The following is an 18,021-nucleotide window of genomic DNA, read 5'->3' as shown; positions in this document are numbered from 1 at the left end:
GCGGTTTATAGACCTTCTCTTTTTAAGTCCCGGCCCATTAAATCTCTAACAACCTCCTTCGGATTCTTATGCTCGTAAAGCATTTTATACACCTCGGTGGTGATGGCCATTTCAATACCTAATTTCTGGGATAATTCAAATCCACTTTTTGCGGTTTTAACCCCTTCTGCAACTTCTACCATTCCGCCTAAAATAGAATCCAGACTTTCCCCTTTTCCCAATCTAAAACCTACAGTCCTGTTCCTGGAAGCATCTCCGCAACAGGTTAAGATCAAATCTCCCATTCCGGAAGGTCCTAAAAATGTAAGAGGATCCGCTCCCAATTTGACTCCTAATCTGGAAATTTCAGTTAGTCCTCGGGTGATCAAAGCGGCTCTAGTATTCTGTCCGAATCCTAATCCATCGGAGACTCCTGCAGCGATTGCGATCACATTCTTTAAGGAACCGCCGACTTCTACTCCAACCACGTCCGGAGTCCAATAAGTCCTAAAATATGTGAAACTGAATATTTCTTGTACTCTTCTTGCAGTTGCTTCATTCTTAGATGCTATACTCACTATGGTAGGTACACGTTTGACCAACTCTTTTGCAAAACTAGGTCCAGAAAGATAGGATAATCTGCTATGAAATTTGCCAGGAAGTTCTGCTTCAAAAATTTCGGAAACCAATCTAAGACTTCCGTTCTCTATTCCTTTACTTGCGGAGACGATAGGAGCCTTTTCCGGCAGAAAAGATTTAATCTCTTTTAGGATATCAGTGATTGCATGAGAAGGAGGAGCGGAAACAATCATGTCCTTGTCTTTGACGGCTTCTTCTAAACTTGTACTTCCTTTTAAATTTTTAGGAAGATCTATGCCTGGTAGATATTTTTCGTTCCGATGGTTCTCATTAATCTCTTGGATTAATCCAGAATTCCTTCCCCAAATGGTAACATCATAACCTTTGTCCGCCAGCAATACACCTAAAGAAGAACCAAAACTTCCAGATCCGATAACGCCGATTTGCATGAGATACCCTTTCCCGACTAACCCTAAGGAGTGATGATCCTGACCTGGAAAGCCTAAACGGCAAGAAAAAAAAAGCAGGGGAAAGTAAGGACCTTTCCATTCTTATTTTGGTATAAAACAGAAATGAGTTTACCGACCAAATCCGAGGGATTAACTTTGTTCTTCCATGCTCGATTTGCGGAAACTTTCGGGATTCAATCTTTTAGATTTTCTGACGGGAAAAAATTCCTTCGAAGAAAAAGCCTTAAAGAGCAATTACAGGATCGCCGTTTTACTTCATTCTTTGAATAAGGTTCTGCAAAAAAAAGTGGTAGAGGGAACAGAAGATCTGGAGTCCCTAGTAATGGATTCAGGTCGGGGTGTTTTATACCTTTCCGGACATTATTCTATCCAAGGACTGGCCTGGTCCAAAATTTTAAGAACGAATCATATCAGATACAAACTCTCTTTACGACCTGTGAAGGTAGATGGAAACAGAGTGGTATTTAGGATAGAAGCGTTTAGACTCTATGATCATAATCCAAGGTCTATAGATCCGATACGGATTTTTTCCAAAGTTTTCAAATTCCATCGAAAATTAATATTAGAAGAGATAGTCGAAGAAATTCCGGAAATATTATCCCTTACGGATATAGGAAACGAGATCAGAGTCGATCTGAATACATTTTTAGCAGAAATTCCGGAAGTAGCCGGCGCTGTGACTGTCCAAAAAGTAATTCCTGAAAAAGGAAATGTATTCTTATTCGTGCGTTCCAATACAATTTTAAAACCTCTATTGGACTTTTTTGGTCCGGACTATTTGAGAATAGAGCCAATTTCGGAGAATGAAGACAGCATGCTCATGCTGTGGAGGGATTAGAAAGATTGGACATGATCACGGGTTTTTCGAGAATCAGTATAGAAAGGGTCAAACGGCTTTAAGTCGTTTAACATAAAATTAGGATAAGTCCAAATGAGGATCATTTACCTCACCGATATCCACGACGGCCTAAGAGGATTGAAAGAAGTCCTGCTAGGAACCGAATGCGACTTGTACCTATTCTCCGGCGATATCATCTACAAAGCCTTTTTTAACCCAGAACGTATCATTGAATTTGTAACACTCCAAGAAGATATGTATCGTATCATGGATGATATCAAAGAAGAGATCAACCCTTACGATTATGCAACCAGAGCAGTACGTTTTCCGGAGAAGTACCAGCCTAACGTGGTAGAAAAATCCCAAGATTACAGAAGGTTATTCCACCAGGCCGCAAAAACGATGAAGGAAAAATACGAACTCATCGAGATCATCATCCAAAAATACGCAAAAGCACCTGTCTGGTTATTACCGGGAAATTATGATATAGATCTTCAGTATTCAGCGTTATACGAAAGAGACCTACATAGAAAAACCTTCGATATGGGAGGATTAAAATTTGCAGGTTATGGTGGAGCCCCGGTAATCACTTCAGGGATTCCTGAAAAGTTAGCGGTAAAATTCCACGAGTACAACCGTAACGGAAAAAATTACAGCGAACCCGAAGACTTCTTCAAAGAAGAAAATCCGGATGTAGTTGTAATTCACAATCCAGCTTACGGATTTTTAGATAAGATCCCTAGTTTCGGAAATGTAGGTTCCCAAGGGATCAGAAGATATTTAGACGATTATTCTCCCGCCTTAGTTGTCTCGGGTCATGTTCATGAAGACCAAGGGATCATAAAAAAAGGAAAAACAGTATTTTTGAATCCTTCTAATTTTGGACCGGTTGATTCAGTCTTTGGATTTCAGCCTGGAGGTTTCTTCTCCGAAATAGAAATAGAAAACAATCTTGTAAAAAATGTAAAACTGAATAGACTATCGGATCACTCAATTCGCCATCTTTTAGAAGTCGATTGCTCTGGAGACAAGTTAGAGCTTGTCCATGCAAGTAGCGACTCAGAAGTTTTGGCGGAAGATTTTATCCGATAGTTATGACTCTTCCAAAACTTAGTTCAAACTCCAATATAATAAAATTCGTAGGTCTGAAAAAGTTCTTCAGATCTCATGAGACTGGAGTATCCAGAGAACGAATAGAAGATTTCAAAAAATTTAATAAACTAATCAACTACGGCGGAGACGAAGTAGCATTTGATATCTTAGGTTCTTTGAATTTCGGCCAGGCTACCACTGATTCTGACACGGACATAGTGATGTATACCAGATGTGAAGAAGGTAGAATGGGAGAATGTGGATTGGAAAATTGTTATAAAATTGCTCTTTTCAAACATATGTTCCTGAACCTGGTTACATTCGAACATAATTCTCAGGCTTATAAATTGGAAATTGTAGATTGTATCAACCTGAACCAATTGGAAAAAGATATAAAAGATAAGAATGCAGACTCTGCATTACTCATCCGTTTTTGTTTTTATAGATCCATTTGCAGAGGAGTGAATCGTAGACTTCTCCATAAATACGAAAACATGATTTCTGAAAATCTTCCGCTTTGGGAAAAAATTTCTGGATCATTAGAAGAATGTTTCGAAGGAATTATTAAATCTTCTCAGCATACTTACTCTTTTCATAAATACGCAGGTAGATTGGCCGATAAGGGAATTAAATTGCCCGGCTCCATGGCGGAGAAAATAAAGGATTATCTAAAACAATGATCACCTTTCTCACCTTAGTTGCTTGTTTAGCAGCCGCTGCTATCTTCTTCCATGTTCTATATACTGTAGATACAAAACGTTTGGATAAAAAAGATTCCAAACGACCTAAAGACAGCGACTACGGAAATCCCAGAAAAGTATATGGCGGAAATTGGGATCCGAACGTTCCACGTCCCAGACTTTGTCCTGTATGTGGTCGGTTTTTGGATAAGAATGAATATTTATACGCAGTTCTTTTTGAACCTGCAACTCCCGGAGCAAAACGACAAGCTCGGATTTATGGTTGCCGTTACTGTTACCTAGGATTGGATGATTCAAGTTCGGCTCCAGAGGAGATGGTGCAAAATTCTCCTCAACCGAAACCAGTCCAGGATGAAGAACTCGGTCTCTGATAAAAAAAATTCTAACGTTTCCTTAACTAGCTCCATCGGAATTGTTAAAGGTGTTGGTCCTAAAAAGCAGGAAGTTTTAGAATCCGTAGGGATCAAAACTATCCAAGATCTTTTAGGATGGTTTCCTCGCAGATACTTAGATCGAAACTTAACGGAAAACATCCTTCTCAAGCAAGGAGAATCAGTTACCTTAATTTTAGAAGTAATCGATTCATATCTGGCTCATGGAAAAAAATCCAGACTAGTAGTTTCTGCAAAAACCAAAAACAATGAACCGATCAGTTTAGTTTTCTTCAGAGGTATCCAATTTTTTCGCAGGGTCTTCCAACCCGGAATTCTCGTGGCTGTAACGGGTAAATTGGAATATTTCAGAGGATTCCAACTCATGCATCCTGACTATGAGGTTCTATCTTACGGTGGGAATTCCGACATTTCCGAAGATGATCTTCCGGAAAGTATCCATACAGGACGGATCATTCCTCTTTATCCTACCACCGAAGCGATGAGGGATGAACATCTCAATTCCAGAGAACTTCGTAAACTCATCCATTTTGCATTAAAACTTTTAGAAGGCAGAATTCAGGAGATCCTACCTGCCCAAGTAGTTAAAAAAAGAAATCTGATGGATCGAGCCCAGGCTTATAACGAGATCCATTTTCCTACTGAGGACGAACAATTAGGAAGAGCAAGGACCAGATTTAAATACGAAGAATTATATTATTTTAATCTTTTAATAGAATACAAACGATCTCAAAGAGCAAAAATCCCCCGAGTTCTATGGCCTCTTCCTGAATCCAAAACCGCAAACGATCTGATCAAAAATCTACCTTTTGAATTAACTCCGGACCAAAAAGAAAGTCTGGCAAAAATTGCAGAATGGACCAAGTCGGATACTCCTGCCGCAATCCTATTACAAGGAGATGTGGGTTCCGGAAAGACCCTGGTGGCTCTTTTAACTGCACTCAAATACACGGACAATCAGGTCCAGGTCTGCATGGTAGCTCCTACTGAAATTTTAGCCAGACAACATTACCAAACTGTAATAGGCTTTCTGGGAAATATGCCGTTCTTGCCGATAGAACTTTTAGTAGGAAAAGAACCTAAAAAGACCAGGGCCGAAAAAATATTCAGGATCAAAACTGGAGAATCGTTATTTATCATAGGAACTCATAGCGTTTTCCAAGAAGACGTGACCTTTAAGGATTTAGGACTCGCGATCATAGACGAACAACATAAGTTCGGAGTTGAACAAAGAGAAACATTAAGAGCCAAAGGAAAAAATCCGGACATTCTCGCAATGACCGCCACTCCTATTCCAAGAACGCTTTGTCTTACTCTTTATGGCGATTTGGAATTAGTGACCTTAAAAAATCGTCCAGCAGGTCGGATACCTATCAAAACATTATGGTTCACCGAAGGAAAAAGATCCGGAGTTTATAAATCCATCCAAAAGTACGTCTCTCAAGGAAGACAATGTTATATAGTTTATCCATTGGTAGAAGAATCCGAAAAATCGGATCTTAAGTCTTGTATAGAAGCGTATGAAACATTAAGAAAGGATGTTTTTCCCGAATTCAAAGTAGGACTTCTACACGGAAAAATGGAAACGTCCGAAAAAGATAGGATCATGAAATTGTTCCAACAAAACGAGATCCAGATCTTAGTTAGTACCACGGTGATCGAAGTTGGAGTAGATGTTCCGAACGCTTCCGTGATGGTAATAGAACATTCCGATAGATTCGGGATCTCTCAGCTTCACCAGCTCCGAGGGCGAGTAGGAAGGGGAAAACATGAGAGTTTTTGTATCTTAATTTCAGACTCCAAAATTACGGAAGAGGCAAGATACCGCATCCAAGCCTTGGTAGATTCTGATGACGGCTTCTTCTTATCTGAAGCTGATCTAAAATTAAGAGGCCCCGGAGAACTTCTGGGTGTAAGACAAAGTGGATTGCCGGACTTTAAGATCGCCGACTTAAGGGAAGATAGCCAATGGATTGAGATCTCTAGAGAAGATGCAAATCAATTCGGGAATTTGGGAGATTTGGAAAAATCAGAAATCGTTTCTAGATTTTCGGAAGGCGCTTTATTATTTTCAAATTAAGAGGAAAAATTTTCGGCCAACCTCATTCAGCCGGCCGAAAATCGATGATCTAAAGAACGGATCAGTAGATAAATGGAATGATTGTCGGTCTAGGGTTTAGATCGCAAGTAAAACCGCCTAAATCTACAGTTAGCAAGTTGATGATCAATGCTTCATTTGCACAATCGTCAACATCCGCTTTGTTATAGTATTTATCTTCTTCTACTTTTGCTAATTGAGGAGCAAGAATAGAAAGAACTTCGAAACCGCCTACTGCGGATCCAATAACTGCACTTGTCAGAATGATACTTTTTGCTTCCTTCCCATCTACGGTGTCTGGATAAGACAGACCAATTGCATCAAATAAAACGCAATTAAACGTTAGGAACAGGGGCAGAAGAAGAGTGATGATTTTTTTCATCCAGGGTTCTCCCAATTTGTTTTTTACAAAAAATTTCCAATTAGAGCTTAACTTCAACCGAATTTCCAAAGTAATGCAATACAAATTTCCGGATTTCAAGGTCGGAGTTTGTCATAAAGTCCCGGAAATTTCTGTAGTAGCATTTGTGTCTTAAACAAATAAAGAGTATTAGAATTTCCCTTTTCCTCAAGTTGCCAAAGAAGAATATGGAATTATGCCGTTCCTATTCCGATGTTTAGTACTTATTCTGATTTTCAGTAACTTCTCCCTAGCCGCCCAGGGAACAGACGAAACTTACCAAGGTGTCTCGGAAATTTCCTACCTGATCGGGGATTTTCCTAAGGAGAAAGCTCTTGTATCTTTTACAAATCCTGGAGATCCGAGACAGTTCTATTTAAGGAAGGAAACCAAAGCAGCATTTATAAAATTAAAAGAAGAATATAAAAAAGATCATCCCCAAGAAAGACAAGAGCCATTTTTAATTTCTGCTCATAGATCTTTTGCGGATCAAAAATCCATCTGGGAAGATAAGTATTCCGGAAAGAAGAAGATGAGAGAATCCGTTAAAGACAAAACTCCTTCTCAGATCATTTCCTTAATTTTAGAATTTTCCAGCGCTCCCGGTACTTCCCGCCACCACTGGGGAACTGATATTGATATCAATGCCTTGGAAAACTCCTATTTTGAAAAAGGAGGAAGAGGAGAAACATTCTATATTTGGATGAAGAAAAATGCTCACAGATTCGGATTCTGCCAACCTTATTCCCAAAAATCGGAAAGAGCAGGAAAAGGTTATAATGAAGAGAAATGGCATTGGTCTTATGCTCCTCTCTCCAATAAATTCCAAAAAGCTTGGGTAGATGCTTACAAAAAAGGGAAATTAAATTTTAAAGGAAAATTCCAGGGATCGGACTTTTTAGGAGACCTTCCCCTGGAATATGTGACTTCTATCAATCCGGACTGTGCCAGGATAGATTAAGCATAAGGTGTGTGTTGGAGTTCCAACACACATATCTTTGGTTATCTGTGGTTCATTACTCCACGATCACTACTTCTGAAAAACTTTATGATCTGGAGAACTTCAGGTGGATGACCCGATTCCTTCTCCAATTGATCCAAAGCGGTTCTATAATTCAGACCTGAATGATAAATTACCTTATATGCGTTCTTGATCGCGGATCTTGTTTCAGGAGAAAATCCTCCTCTTTTCAAACCAACAGTATTTAAACCGATGATCGTACAAGGATTTCCATCTGCGGTAGCAAAAGGAGGAACGTCCTGTACTACTTTGGAACAACCTGCTACCATTGCATAATCACCAATAAAACAAAATTGGTGAACTGCAACTAAACCGGAAATGAATGACTTATTGCCTACCGTAACATGTCCCGCCAAAACAAGACCGTGGGTTAGAATATTATCATCCCCTAAAATACTGTCGTGACCTACGTGAACACTTCCCATAAGATAATTTCTATTTCCGATAATAGTGGGAGAATCTACCTTGGTTCCTCTGTGAATATTGGAATATTCCTTAAAAGTATTATTATCTCCGATGATCGTTTTGCTAGCAGTATTTGGATCGAAGCCTAAATCCTGAGGATTTACTCCGATTACTGCTCCATGATGGACTTTGTTAAATTTACCTAATTTAGTACCTGCGAAAATTCGGGCTCCGGTCTCTATCACGGTTCCTTCGCCGATTACCACATCTTTTTCTATAATTGTATACGCACCGACTTCGACGGATTCGTGTAGTTCCGCTTTCGAATCGACGATGGCTGTTGGGTGAATTTTCATTAAGTTTCGCCTCTTAAATCTTCCATAATACGAAAATCGACGTGGATTTTTTATTCAAGCTATAAATAATTGGGGTCGGTAAAGGGTTTAGTGCTTCGTCGAATTTGGGAAGCCGCATACATTTACCAAACGCGGTTCGGGAAGGAGAATTCTATGTTAGTGGATTGGTCTCGTCTGGATTCCCTAAAACAAGGCGATGATGAAGATGACATTATTTGGCTGGAAGAAATGGTTCGTTCTTTACGTAAGAACATGAACAGCCGTTTAGAGAATATCAAAAGTTTCACTGAAGAAAAGAAAAGCGTAGAACTCCAAGCAGAATTACATCAGACAAAAGGTGTTGCGGCAAACTTTGGACTCGCAGGGGTTCAGAAAAATGTTACTGAGGCTGAACTGAAATTGAAGGAAGGAAACTTAGAGGCTTGTTTGGCTCTTTGTCAGGAACTTCCGAGTCTTTGGGAGCAAACCAAAAAAGAATTAGCTCCCAAATTTCCGGAATAAGTCTGGATTCTCAGACTTATTTTTTACCCTTACGTTCCAAAAAATAAGAATCTACCTTATCCGTTAGAGGTTTAATTTTTTCCTCATAAGTTAAAATAGCTTCTACTGTTTTTTCGTATAAAGACATGAGAAGCGCTTGAGCCGCGTCACACATCTGCTCTTTACGGAACTCTTCTACATGTAAGGTTTCAGTAATGGAACCGTCCGGATTAAAAGGAAGAGAAGCCAGCAAATTAGAAACCACAATCTTATCGTCCCCGGCAACATGGCTTGGGTCGAAGATAACAGGAAGAATTGTCTGGTTCTTAGCATGAGTGATCACGTTCAGATCCGGAGTGTTACGGCAATATCCTTCCTTAATGAAAAGAGTTTTCACTCCTCTTTCACAAAGAACTATATTCAAATTTCCTTGATTAGCAATATATTCAGCAGCAGAAAACCATTCGATAGCTTCGTTACCGAAACCTCTTTTTAAGATCACAGGTTTGCCTGTGCGACCTACCGCTTCTAAAAGTTCGAAGTCTTGAGCGTTTCTTGTTCCGATCTGGATCATGTCCGCATGTTTGGAAACTTCTTCCGCCATGGTATGGTCCATAACTTCGGTTACGTAAGGAAGTCCGGTTTCTTCTTTTACTTGGTCAAGTAATTTGATACCGTCCCAACCCATTCCTCTCCAATCAGTTGGACGAGTTCTAGGTTTAAATGCTCCACCTCTAAAGATGATACGATCTAAGATCCCGAATTTTTTACCGATCTCCACCGCTTGTTTTGCGATAGTGACAGTCTGCTCATAAGTCTGAGGAGAGTCAGGGCCAACTAGGAAGATATGTTTTCCTGTTCCGAACTTACGAACGAGTCCGTCTTTTCCATGAACTTCTACAATTCGGTTTTCACGATGGACTACTTCCCCGTTTTTACCGGCAGCAGTACGAGCGATATTTTTATAAGGCAATGATACGTTCCAAATTCTAGTCACACCAGGAAGTTCTTTTACGTAACCTTCCTTGTCGGAGATCTTACGGGTATCCCCGATAAAATGAATGGTATCGGATACAACCGCTCCGCGAATAATCTCGGTGGCGTTCCCACATTCGGATGCCAAAGCCTTTATTTTTGCTTCGGTTTCCGGATATCCCTTCTCCAGTTCGACTATGTCCACGTATCTTCCGTCCTATCTTTGTTCGATTTTGCAATCGGGATTGATTCTCTCTCCAGCCTTTACTTCACACACGGAACGTCAAGAAATCCGCAGAGAAAAGAAATTAATGAGAATGTTCCGGCCCGGGAAAACTTCCATTTCTCACTTCCTGAATATAATTTTTGACTGCGCCAGAGACATCGTCGTATCCATTCAGGAAAGTTTTTAAGAACTTAGGCTTAAAGCTCTTATTCAATCCAAGAAAATCGTAAATTACCAGCACCTGTCCATCGGTCGCTGCTCCTGCCCCTATCCCTATCGTAGGAATTGGGACGGATTCGGAAATTTCTTTAGCAAGAGCAGAAGGTATTAGCTCGAAAACAATGGAGAAGGCTCCAGCATCGGAGATCCCTTTTGCTTCGCTTATCAATCTGGCCTTATCTTGTTCAGCTTTTCCTTGGATTTTATGTCCTCCGAAAACGTTCACGGATTGAGGAGTAAGGCCTATATGTCCCATAACAGGGATCCCTATTCTTTCCAGTTTATAGATAAGTTCCAAAATCTCAGGACCGCCGCCTTCGAATTTTACCGCATCACATCCGCTCTCTTTCATTACCTTTCCGGCGGAGCGGATCCCTTCTTCCAAAGAAACCTGATAACTTAGAAATGGAAGGTCAACGACTATGAATGTATTCGGGGCTCCTCTTCTAACTGCCTTTGCATGATAGATCATCTCGTCCAAGGTCACCGGCAAGGTGGTAGGTTGGCCTTGGTAAACAACACCTAGAGTGTCCCCGACGAGAATACAATCCACACCGGATTCTTCTAAAATCCTTGCGAACATAAAATCATAGCAGGTCAATACCGTGATCTTTTTCTCTACAGGTTTTGGTCCTCTGGGAAATATTTTGCTAACATCTCTCATGTCATCCCTCCGAAGGATTCCCGAATGCTTGGACCAGGGAACCTTCTCCGAGTTCATTTAAAAGTTCTAATATAAAAGGACGGGTGAACAGACTATGATGGGGAAGATGCAAACCCTTCTCATGGATCTTCATATCATCGACGGATAAAATATCTATATCTATAACTCGAGGACCCTTGTCTCTTGTGCGGACCCTTCCCATCTCATTTTCAATGCCGAGTAAAAAATCCAAAAGTTCTTTAGGAGAAAGATGGGTGGATATCTGAAGAAGTTGATTTAAGAAGTCAGGTTGATCGGTAACTTCCAAAGCTTCCGTATTCAAAGCAGTTCCTTTTTTTAGGATCTGTATTTCAGGATGAGCACCGATCTTTTGGATCGCGTCCAAAAGATACAATTCACGATCTCCTAGATTCGTTCCTAAACAAAGAAATGCGATATGATTATTTTTATCCATCAGTGGGTTCCGAAAGCGCTATGACTTAGACGATAATCAGGACAATCCAAATGGATTTGTTTCGCCATCTCCATCAGTCTGGAAAAGATCCTACCTTCTGCTTTGTCTTTCCAATCAGTAGGAGGAATATTAGAAGTTAGAATGGTTACCTTCTCTTCTTCATATCTTGTATCGATCAAATCATATAACTGAGAATTAGCCCAATCGGATTCTTTGTTTGCTCCGAAATCATCCAGAACTAAAACTTCGACATCCGCAAATTGTTTTTTGATAGTTTGCTCCATTCCATGGAGTTCACTTTCTTTTTGATAACTGTCTCGAATTGTAGAAAGAAAGTCACGATTGATCTTTGCGTATTTACATTCCAAACCATAACGAAGGATGAGTTCATTTAAGATAGCACATGCAAGAAGTGTTTTTCCGGAACCAGTTCCGCCCCAAAGATACAAACCTTGTTGTATTCTTTCTCTTTCTTTCCATTGTATTACGATATCGTTTGCCCAGTCATGAGCCGCTAAGAAAGAAAGTTCGGTGGTATCCATTCGATCCAAGGTTCTATATTTGTATCTGGCTGGGATCCCCGCCTTCTTCACCAAATACTCTACTTTGCCTAATTCCATTCTAGCGTTATGACAAACGCAAGGTAACATTCTATTTTGGCTTTCATCGTAGACCATGTAAGGAGCCTTACCACCACAAGGGCAGGACTCTCCCACGCAGGAACAAAGTAACAAAACACCGGAGCTGGAGTTCTTTACGTTCTCTTCTAAAAGAAATCCGACTCCCGCACAGAATTTACAGGAGGGAGAACCTTCTCGGATCGGGGTTAAATTCTTTAAATTCATGGTCTAGATCCAGACTGGAAGAAAGGGAAGTAATAGAAAGAAAGAAATCTAAGAACACATCATTTCCTAGGAATTCCTAAAAATCTGCTGACAAGTTCTGCTTTAAGCGAGATTCTGGAGGAGTCTCTGAACGGATTCGGAGAACAAAATTAGCGAAAAATGATAAATTTTTGCTAATGGATATAGTAAAAAGCTTCTCGTTTATGTCCCTTGTATAGGAAAAATGGGAAATTTTTTTTAATCCAGGTTTATATCTAAAGGTCCTTGACCGATAGATAAACAGAAGAAAAGGACTTTGCCGTCCTTTTTCTAAATCCTATCTTTGAAAGAGAAGGCACAGGTGTGAGCACTATGAAGGTGATGAAGACTATATTCGTTCTTCTGGCCGTGGTCGGACTCAACCTCTCCTTGTTCGCACAGAACCAAGGGGGGCAGGATACGACAGATGCCAAGGCGGCAGCTGATAAGATCGACGAACTGCTGAAAGGTGAGCTCGTTCCGGAAGACGACGACAAGAATCTAACGGAAGAAGCTAAGAAACGTAAAAAAGAAATCCAGGAGCAGGAAGCGATCTGGAAGAACCCTGACTTCAAAGGTTACGACAAGAACTTCCAAGAACTCCATCAGCTTTCTAAGGCTTTCGCGAACAACAAGTTCCGCCTGGCCCTGACTAGCTATCAATCCGGAGTGAATACCGTCCTCAAGATGAGGGAAGCTGTTGAGCAGTACCGTAAAGAGGAAGCGGAGAAGAAACGTCTAGACGAGAAATGGTACTGGCAAAAGGTCGACCGTAAAGCTCGTGAAGATCGTGTCGTTTCCCGCCAAAAGTTGGAAGCAAAACAACAAGCATTGAATTATTTCACCAAGGCAATCAACCATTTGGATGAGATCAAGAACCCGGATCTACGTGAACGTGCCGAGTTCAAAAGACTTCTTTCCGATGTATACAGATCTTGGATTGTCACTGAATACGATCTACAAAACTTACCTCAGTGTATTCCTATATTGGAACTCTACATCGAGGTTAATGAAAACGAGAAAGAATACCCAGCTCACAAGTATCTTGCAAGCTGCTATGCTTTCGAAGAAAACATGATCAAGAAATACGGTGGAGCAAGCGAAGACCAGATGTTTAAATTCCGTCACAAGAAAAACATCCACCTTCTCCGCGCTACCGAGCTGAAATATGGAAAGGATTCTCCGGAATACAAACACATCGTTGCTTTGATTAACAAAGACGAAGTGATTTCGGTTCGCCCATAATCCTCTCTTTTCATTTCAATGTAGGAAAAAACCCTGGTTGGACAAACCGGGGTTTTTTTATACCCAAACAGAATGAAATTCCTTACTGATTCCGGAATTTATTAGTATTTCCCAGTATCAAATTCTAAGATCGGACGATCCTTTTCGAGAAAGATTGTATTCTATATTTCCAATAAAACACCGGTGAATACCGGAAAGAATGTTTAGAGGAGAGAAGAAGAATGGTAGCTCAGACATTAGAAAGATCGAGCCTTAGCCAGAACTCCCAAGCGGAAAAAGTATATGATGTAGTCATCATAGGAACTGGATTCGCTGGGTTATGTATGGGAATCCGTTTGAAACAAGCGGGAATAGAATCTTTTGTTATTTTAGAAAAAGGGAATGGGGTCGGAGGGACCTGGAGAGATAATAATTATCCGGGAGCAGCCTGCGATGTTCAATCGCATTTATACTCCTTCTCTTTTGCACCTAAATCGGATTGGTCCAGACTTTTCGGGCCTCAAGAAGAAATCCTAAATTATATGAACCAATGTACGGACCGTTTCGGGATCCGTTCATTTATTCGTACAAACTCAGAAGTGACCGGCGCATTTTTTGATGAAAAAACAGGTCTATGGGAAATCAACACCATCGGTGGGAAGTCCTACAAAACAAAATCTGTAGTGAGCGGCACAGGCGGTTTAAGCAGACCTGTTCTTCCGAATATCAAAGGAATCAATACTTTTAAAGGAGCAAAATTCCACTCTGCAAAATGGGATCATAGTTATAATCTACAAGGGAAGAAAGTAGCAGTGATCGGAACGGGAGCAAGTGCAATCCAAATCGTTCCTACTATCGCTCCAATTGTAGGAACATTAAAACTTTTCCAAAGAACTCCTGCTTGGATCATCCCGAAACCGGATAGTAATATCTCGGGTTCCGTAAAAGGGATCTTTAAATTCATTCCTCCATTAAGATGGTTGTTTAGAAAAGCGATCTATTGGTTGAACGAAATTGGAGTATTGGCCTTTGCGATCAATCCTAAGCTAATGAAAATTTTCGAGAAATTTGCTAAAAGTTTTATCAACAAGAGCATCCATAGCGAAGAACTTAAGAAAAAGTTAACTCCGAATTATACAATCGGATGTAAACGTATACTTCTTTCTAATGACTATTATCCAGCATTGAATAGAGAGAATGTAGAATTGGTTACCGATGGTATCGAAGAGATCACTGCTTCCGGAGTTAAAACAAAGGATGGGGTAGAACATAAAGTAGATGCGATCATTTTTGCGACAGGTTTCCAAGCTGCAGAAGCAGTTTCTCCTTTTGAGATACGGGGAAGAGATGGAAAACTTTTAGCAGATGCCTGGGAAGATGGTGCGGAAGCATATTTAGGAACGACAGTTTCCGGTTTTCCGAATTTATTCATGATTGTAGGTCCGAATACTGGATTAGGTCATAGTTCTATGATCCTAATGATAGAATCCCAAGTACAATATGCCCTTCAGGGAATTCGTTATCTACTTAATAAAAACATAAAGTTTATAGATGTTCGCAAAGATGTTCAGGATCGTTATAACGAAGAGATCCAAAGACGCCTGGGTAAATCTGTCTGGTTGACCGGAGGATGTGTAAGCTGGTACAATACTAGTTCAGGAAGAAATACAACTCTTTGGCCAGGATTTACTTTCGAATTTAAAGCCAGGACATTCTTCCTTCGTCCTAAGGATTACGAATTTGTTCGTGTAGATGGAAAGGCAAAAAAACCCGGGATCGGTTCCAGATTCTCTATGGCTTTAGATGCAACCTTTGGCTAAAGCGTACAGTTTAAACTAAAGAGTCCAGTATACCAAGATTTCCCGATTACCATCTCTCCCTGTAATCGGGGAATCTTCCAAACCTATCCTTTTTCCTTTAATTTCATTTTTCAAAAATTGTAAGAAAGACCGGATCGTTTTCCAACGTATCCAAGCATCTCTCAAAACTCCTTTATCCAAATTCCTAGATTCTGTTTCGAATTGAGGTTTGAAAAGACTGACTATATTCCATCGAACATTTGGATTTTTAGTTTTGAGTTCGGAAAGAACAGGAAGTACAATACGAAGAGAAATAAAGCTTAAGTCCATGACCAGAAAGATCTCATTTGGAAACTCTTTCTTTGTTTTCTCGGCCCATAAAGAAGACAATAATTTCCAACTAGTATCCCGGATATGGAATCGATCTCTGACAGTGACCTTAGGATTCATTGCGACCTTGGAGGCCATCTGTCCGTAGCCAACATCGAAAGCAAAAACTAAGTCCGCTCCTTCTTCCAAAAGAACTTGAGTAAAACCTCCGGTAGAGGCCCCCCAATCTATACAAAGTTTTTCTTTAACGGATATATTCCATTTTTCGAATGCAGCTTTGAGTTTATATGCTCCCCTACTTACATATTTAGGGATGATCTCTCGAATCCGAATTTCTACTGATTCTTCGAATAATGTACCGGCCTTATCGGACATCCTATCGTTCACAAGGACTGAACCGGATAAGATCAGACTTCGAGCCTTGGAAATATCCTCAGCCAAACCCTTTTTCAAGAGTAAGTCATCTAGCCTAATTTTTTCTTTTGCCAATGTTCGAAGGTAAGGATTGAAAGAATTCAGGAAATTCGGAAACTTCTATTTTAGAAGAAGAAGTATCCAGATCGGATCCTAGTTCTTCCAACTCGGAAACTAGATCAGAAACCATCTGCTTACAAGTTTCCATTCCATATAAAGAAGGATAAGTGATCTTTCCTGATTTTCCATCTTTGCCCGGAGTTTTTCCTAGATCTTCCTTAGTTCCTTCAATATCCAAAATATCATCAGTGATCTGAAATAATAAACCGAGTTTGGCACCGTATTCAGAGATAGTTTCTTCTCTTCGTTGATAATCTTCTCTCAAACGATTTCCCATTAGAAAAGAAGCCTGGATTAGAGCTCCAGTTTTCAATCTATGCGTTTTAGAAAGTAATTCCTCTTTTGTTCCAGTTAAGGAAGAAGGATTTCTCTCTAAGAGCAGATCATACATTTGCCCGGAGACCATTCCCGCAGCACCTGCACCTTTTGCTAAAGTCCTGACCAAATCCTTATGCAAGTTTTTATCGGAAGAATCTATTTGGGTCAGCCATTCGAACGCATAAGCCTGCAAAGCATCTCCTGCAAGTATTGCAGTAGCTTCTGAAAATTGTTTATGAAGAGAAGGTTTTCCTCTTCTGAAATCATCATTGTCCATACTGGGAAGATCATCATGGATCAAACTATAAGTATGAACAAATTCTAATGCAGCTCCGATCGAAAGAGAATCGTTATCTATCTTTCCAAAAGAAGCAAATGTTAGAATCGGTCTTAATCTTTTTCCCCCAGCTCTTAGGCTATATTCCATCGCAGCTGCGAGTTCAGGAGCAGATTCTTTTTTAAAAAATGGATATACGTCGTTTTCTAAATAATCTTCGAAACGATCCTTGGAACGTTTTAGTAATTGAGAAAGTTCGTTTGTTTCCGTTTGATTTGTCATTTTCCGGATTCGACAGTAATCACCACTTTGCCGGTAGTATTTCCAGTTTGGAAATGCCGGACTGCTTCCGGAAGATCCACAAATGGATATACGGAACCTATATGAGGTGGTTCCAAATTTAATTTCAAAAGCGCTTTGAGATGAACGGTCAATTCATCAATCTTTTCATACAACCAGATCAGGTTAAATCCCATCACTGCTTTATTCTCAGAAACAATTTCTAAGGTGTCCACTTTCGGTCTGGTCAAATATCTCCAAGCTAAAGTCAGCCAATTGACCTTATCTCCTTGGCTCATAAAAGAAGCAGAACCGTAAACAACCATTCGACCCATAGGAGAAAGAGCCTCGTAGCTGGATTTAAAAATTTTACCGCCGATACATTCTAAAACCAAATGTAATTCTCTTCCACCGAGTGCGGTTTTTAATTCTTCCGGAAAACGAGAAGATCGAATGATCCAAGCATCGTAACCTTCTTTTTCCAAAAGGGGAATTTTAGAATGACTTCCTATGGAACCTAAGGTCCAGGCTCCGAATTTTTTAGCGATACGATTGGCGTAAATCCCTACTCCGCCAGCCGCACTATGGATCAAAACGTTTTGACCTTTTCTTAAATCTCCTAAAGGAAGAAGAGCATAATATGCAGTAAGTCCTTGGACTAAAAACCCTGCTCCTTGCTCAAAACTCCATTTTGATGGAAGTGGAAAAATATATCTAGAATCTATATTTATATGATCGGCGTAAGCTCCGAACCGGGTCACTCCCATGACCTTATCGTTCTTTTTGAAATTTTTAACCTTCTTACCGACAGCGATCACCTTACCTGAATATTCCAAACCTGGAATAAAAGAACCTTTAGGTGTCGCGCTATACAATCCTTGGATAGCAAAAATATCCGCAAAATTCAGACCGATTGCACGGATCTCTACTGTGACTTCATTGTCCTCAGGTGGGGGAAGTTCCTCTTCTCTTCTTTCCAAAGAATCTAAAGAACCTTTGGTATCGACTCTATAAACGGAGCGAATCATGAGGGCATTCTGCTCTTTTA

The 18,021-nt window shown here is 40.2% G+C and carries 19 protein-coding genes; 9 read left to right on the top strand and 10 right to left on the bottom strand.

All coding sequences use genetic code 11. The features are described 5' to 3' along the window. Positions 1-5: 5 nt before the first annotated feature. Positions 6-1,007, bottom strand: coding sequence for an NAD(P)H-dependent glycerol-3-phosphate dehydrogenase (locus EHO65_RS10890; protein WP_135774224.1), 1,002 nt, complete (start codon positions 1,005-1,007; stop codon positions 6-8). Positions 1,008-1,173: 166 nt separating this feature from the next. On the opposite strand from EHO65_RS10890, the gene EHO65_RS10885 reads away from it, so the two are divergent. The 5 genes from EHO65_RS10885 to recG all read left to right on the top strand — a co-directional run bounded on the left by EHO65_RS10885 (position 1,174) and on the right by recG (position 6,131). Next, positions 1,174-1,866: a hypothetical protein gene (locus EHO65_RS10885; RefSeq protein WP_135774222.1), complete on the top strand. Its 693-nt coding sequence runs from the start codon at positions 1,174-1,176 to the stop codon at positions 1,864-1,866. Between the two features lie 93 nt (positions 1,867-1,959). Continuing rightward, complete coding sequence (locus tag EHO65_RS10880; RefSeq protein ID WP_135774220.1) at positions 1,960-2,958, top strand: metallophosphoesterase family protein; 999 nt, start codon at positions 1,960-1,962, stop codon at positions 2,956-2,958. A gap of 2 nt (positions 2,959-2,960) precedes the next feature. After that, a complete protein-coding gene (locus EHO65_RS10875; RefSeq protein WP_135774218.1) occupies positions 2,961-3,638 on the top strand; it encodes a hypothetical protein in 678 nt (225 codons plus the stop codon). Next, positions 3,635-4,030, top strand: a complete 396-nt coding sequence (locus EHO65_RS10870) for a hypothetical protein (protein WP_135774217.1) — start codon at positions 3,635-3,637, stop codon at positions 4,028-4,030. Before EHO65_RS10875 ends, EHO65_RS10870 begins: the two co-directional genes overlap by 4 nt. Beyond that, entirely contained in the window at positions 4,011-6,131 is a 2,121-nt protein-coding gene (recG, locus tag EHO65_RS10865) for an ATP-dependent DNA helicase RecG (RefSeq protein ID WP_135774215.1), read from the top strand. Before EHO65_RS10870 ends, recG begins: the two co-directional genes overlap by 20 nt. 61 nt (positions 6,132-6,192) lie before the next feature. Here recG and EHO65_RS10860 read toward each other — a convergent pair whose 3' ends face one another. Next, a complete protein-coding gene (locus EHO65_RS10860) occupies positions 6,193-6,531 on the bottom strand; it encodes a TIGR04452 family lipoprotein (protein ID WP_135774214.1) in 339 nt (112 codons plus the stop codon). A 214-nt stretch (positions 6,532-6,745) separates the two neighbouring features. Here EHO65_RS10860 and EHO65_RS10855 point away from each other — a divergent pair, with 214 nt between their 5' ends. After that, positions 6,746-7,510 carry a M15 family metallopeptidase gene (locus EHO65_RS10855; RefSeq protein ID WP_135774212.1) on the top strand — a complete coding sequence of 255 codons (765 nt, stop codon included), beginning with the start codon at positions 6,746-6,748 and terminating at the stop codon, positions 7,508-7,510. A gap of 41 nt (positions 7,511-7,551) precedes the next feature. Here EHO65_RS10855 and lpxA read toward each other — a convergent pair whose 3' ends face one another. Next, entirely contained in the window at positions 7,552-8,331 is a 780-nt protein-coding gene (gene lpxA, locus EHO65_RS10850; RefSeq protein ID WP_135774210.1) for an acyl-ACP--UDP-N-acetylglucosamine O-acyltransferase, read from the bottom strand. Positions 8,332-8,484: 153 nt separating this feature from the next. On the opposite strand from lpxA, the gene EHO65_RS10845 reads away from it, so the two are divergent. Beyond that, positions 8,485-8,832 (top strand): Hpt domain-containing protein, encoded by a 348-nt coding sequence (locus EHO65_RS10845; protein ID WP_135774208.1) that lies wholly within the window; start codon positions 8,485-8,487, stop codon positions 8,830-8,832. A 16-nt stretch (positions 8,833-8,848) separates the two neighbouring features. On the opposite strand, the gene EHO65_RS10840 is transcribed toward EHO65_RS10845, so the two are convergent. The 4 genes from EHO65_RS10840 to zapE form a co-directional block, all read right to left on the bottom strand. Then, positions 8,849-9,991, bottom strand: coding sequence for an N-acetylneuraminate synthase family protein (locus EHO65_RS10840; RefSeq protein ID WP_086447332.1), 1,143 nt, complete (start codon positions 9,989-9,991; stop codon positions 8,849-8,851). A gap of 103 nt (positions 9,992-10,094) precedes the next feature. Then, positions 10,095-10,895, bottom strand: a complete 801-nt coding sequence (gene panB / locus EHO65_RS10835; RefSeq protein WP_135774206.1) for a 3-methyl-2-oxobutanoate hydroxymethyltransferase — start codon at positions 10,893-10,895, stop codon at positions 10,095-10,097. Position 10,896: 1 nt separating this feature from the next. Next, the gene (folK, locus tag EHO65_RS10830; RefSeq protein ID WP_135774204.1) at positions 10,897-11,349 is read right to left on the bottom strand and encodes a 2-amino-4-hydroxy-6-hydroxymethyldihydropteridine diphosphokinase; all 453 of its coding nucleotides are present in this window, start codon (positions 11,347-11,349) and stop codon (positions 10,897-10,899) included. Continuing rightward, positions 11,349-12,194, bottom strand: a complete 846-nt coding sequence (zapE, locus tag EHO65_RS10825) for an AFG1/ZapE family ATPase (RefSeq protein WP_135774202.1) — start codon at positions 12,192-12,194, stop codon at positions 11,349-11,351. Before zapE ends, folK begins: the two co-directional genes overlap by 1 nt. Positions 12,195-12,545: 351 nt before the next feature. Here zapE and fcpA point away from each other — a divergent pair, with 351 nt between their 5' ends. Beyond that, entirely contained in the window at positions 12,546-13,457 is a 912-nt protein-coding gene (gene fcpA, locus EHO65_RS10820; protein ID WP_008589523.1) for a flagellar coiling protein FcpA, read from the top strand. A gap of 221 nt (positions 13,458-13,678) precedes the next feature. Then, positions 13,679-15,256: a flavin-containing monooxygenase gene (locus tag EHO65_RS10815; RefSeq protein ID WP_135774200.1), complete on the top strand. Its 1,578-nt coding sequence runs from the start codon at positions 13,679-13,681 to the stop codon at positions 15,254-15,256. Between the two features lie 15 nt (positions 15,257-15,271). Here EHO65_RS10815 and EHO65_RS10810 read toward each other — a convergent pair whose 3' ends face one another. From EHO65_RS10810 to EHO65_RS10800, 3 genes are read right to left on the bottom strand one after another with little or no spacing between them, the layout of a single operon-like run. Next, complete coding sequence (locus EHO65_RS10810) at positions 15,272-16,054, bottom strand: TlyA family RNA methyltransferase (RefSeq protein ID WP_135774198.1); 783 nt, start codon at positions 16,052-16,054, stop codon at positions 15,272-15,274. After that, on the bottom strand, positions 16,035-16,976 hold the full coding sequence (locus tag EHO65_RS10805) for a polyprenyl synthetase family protein (RefSeq protein WP_135774196.1): 942 nt from the start codon (positions 16,974-16,976) through the stop codon (positions 16,035-16,037). Before EHO65_RS10805 ends, EHO65_RS10810 begins: the two co-directional genes overlap by 20 nt. Beyond that, positions 16,973-18,001: a synaptic vesicle VAT-1 family membrane protein gene (locus tag EHO65_RS10800; protein ID WP_135774194.1), complete on the bottom strand. Its 1,029-nt coding sequence runs from the start codon at positions 17,999-18,001 to the stop codon at positions 16,973-16,975. Before EHO65_RS10800 ends, EHO65_RS10805 begins: the two co-directional genes overlap by 4 nt. Positions 18,002-18,021 lie beyond the last annotated feature (20 nt).

The organism is Leptospira andrefontaineae, from assembly GCF_004770105.1.
GTDB lineage: Bacteria > Spirochaetota > Leptospiria > Leptospirales > Leptospiraceae > Leptospira_B > Leptospira_B andrefontaineae.
Note: the sequence above shows the minus strand (reverse complement) of the source record. Positions and strands in the feature narration are given on the sequence as shown.